This window comes from Mariniflexile jejuense (assembly GCF_042675665.1).
Lineage (GTDB): Bacteria > Bacteroidota > Bacteroidia > Flavobacteriales > Flavobacteriaceae > Mariniflexile > Mariniflexile jejuense.
Genome location: NZ_JBHTJI010000040.1, coordinates 1 through 1,922, shown reverse-complemented (window position 1 = coordinate 1,922; position 1,922 = coordinate 1). Strand labels below are relative to the sequence as shown.

At 28.8% G+C, this 1,922-nt stretch carries 2 protein-coding genes; both read right to left on the bottom strand.

Annotation, left to right across the window (positions count from 1 at the left end; genetic code table 11):
- Window positions 1-240: 240 nt before the first annotated feature.
- A complete protein-coding gene (locus ACFQ1R_RS13190) occupies window positions 241-777 on the bottom strand; it encodes a DUF6933 domain-containing protein (protein WP_379926734.1) in 537 nt (178 codons plus the stop codon).
- 48 nt (window positions 778-825) lie between these two features.
- On the bottom strand, window positions 826-1,770 hold the full coding sequence (locus tag ACFQ1R_RS13185) for an AlbA family DNA-binding domain-containing protein (RefSeq protein ID WP_379926733.1): 945 nt from the start codon (window positions 1,768-1,770) through the stop codon (window positions 826-828).
- Between the last annotated feature and the right edge of the window lie 152 nt (window positions 1,771-1,922).

Sequence of the window (1,922 nt, the reverse complement as noted above, 5' to 3'; positions counted from 1 at the left end):
CAATTTCACCGTTTTTAAATTCATAATTTTCAGAAAGGTATTTGTTATCTTGTCCAAATCCAATTTTTGAAATTAAAATGAATATTATTAGTAGTTTCTTCATTTCTCTAATGTTTGCCAACGGTTGGTGTAAGTTGCGGAGCGGATTTCGGAGAGCGTTCATGTCCGCGAGGACTGAACGGCGATGCGAGAATCCGCGGCTCAAAAAACCACCAACCCCGCTCTGAAATTTACACTTTGTTATGCGCTGGTTTTTATAATTTCTTTTACGTTTTTAATTGGGCTACTCCAACTTTTTTTCAATTCCAAAAGTTTTCCAGTTGGAGTACCATTTATTAATCCATTTTCATGGATAATATTCATTTCATTAAAATTCTCATATTTATAAGAACAATGAATTTTAAACATATCAACAAAATCATTTATTCTGCCAATTACTTTTTTATTATTGTTTGTTCTATAAAATTTTAATTTCATTCCAGGAAATATTGATTCGGTGGATTCATCAGTTTCAATTATTTTGTCATGAATTAGTTGTTCTTTAAGTCTTTCTTTAAAAATTATATCAATGGTTTTTAAGTCTTTTTTAAGAATGTCTGTTAGAAAAACAGAATAGAAAGTTATGTTATTTATGAAAATAATACACTTCCTTTTTTCGATAAAAAACAAATGGGCATTCCAATCTGATAAAGAAATTTCAGACAGGTTTGCTGGCAATTTTTCTTCAACTTCTTTAATAAAACTTTGTAGTTTTTTAGTACAGTATACGCTGTGCATTATTTTTCAAATTAAAGTCCATTTACAAAATAGTGATTAAACTACAACTTATTGTGCATTGGTTTTTGATAATAAATTTTCTTTTTTGATTTCAATTTTTCCTGTTGTTAATTTCATCCCCTCTGAAATGATTTTATAATCGATATTTAAATCTCCTAATTTTTTAGAATCAAAACCAGTTTCATTAAGTACAATTCTATCAACTTCATGATAAGTTTCCGGATGAACAACTAAATCAGAACCTCCTATATATTTTGGTAAATTTGACGTTAATCTCATCATTTTCATCCCTCTGTTACGATTACCGTCTAATCCATAATTTGAAATATTAAAAGGACTTTTTACATCCAATGAAAGGGTGATGTGTTTTGCAGAAACTTGTCCAATATTTTCAATACAAAGGACACATTCAAATTTTTCATATTCTTCATTTCTAAATTTTTCAATAGTAACTTTTTTATTAATAATTTTAACTGCCAGTTTCGGAGTAATTTTTCGATTAATCATATCCATAATATCGAAATGCTCACATATATAAAAGCTGTCACCACTTCTTTTATAATACCTTTTATCTGCAAACAATCCCATGTGAGGAGCTCGTTCACTTGGCGGAATTAATACTAATAAATATCCACTTTTATTATCTTCGAAAATTCTTCGATATTCCACTCCTTCAGTTAATGGTATAATTGCGTTACCTTCATTTCTTTTAAGATAATTTTCAAATTCGATTAAATTTTCAATAGGTTTTAATTCATTTGCAACATCTGGTTTATTTTTTCTTTCTTTTGCTGAAATACCCCATATCAGAATTCCCCCTGAAGAATTTGAAAAACCAGAAAGACATTTTGAAAAGTTTTTTTTGTCGTATTCAATTCCGTGCGGATAATTAGCTGTTTTGAATTCCAAGAATAAATCTTCAGCAGTTTGTTTTTCAACAAATTCTTTGATTTCTTTAAGTTCTATTTTATCAAAGTTTTCCTTTAAATTCATTTTTGATTTTTTTCAAACTTGCGCATAACGGTTACGTATAAGAATAGTGCGTAGTTTGAGTGCGAGGATTTTCCGAAGGAAAATCAGATGCAAGCAAACAAGCACAAACTTTTGATTTAGGAATAAACTTACGCATTATTTTTATACAATGT

Bases quoted from the DNA above. Each gene is read 5' to 3' on its own strand.
- ACFQ1R_RS13190 (WP_379926734.1), bottom strand. From the start codon at position 777: ATGCACAGCGTATACTGTACTAAAAAACTACAAAGTTTTATTAAAGAA.
- ACFQ1R_RS13185 (WP_379926733.1), bottom strand. From the start codon at position 1,770: ATGAATTTAAAGGAAAACTTTGATAAAATAGAACTTAAAGAAATCAAA.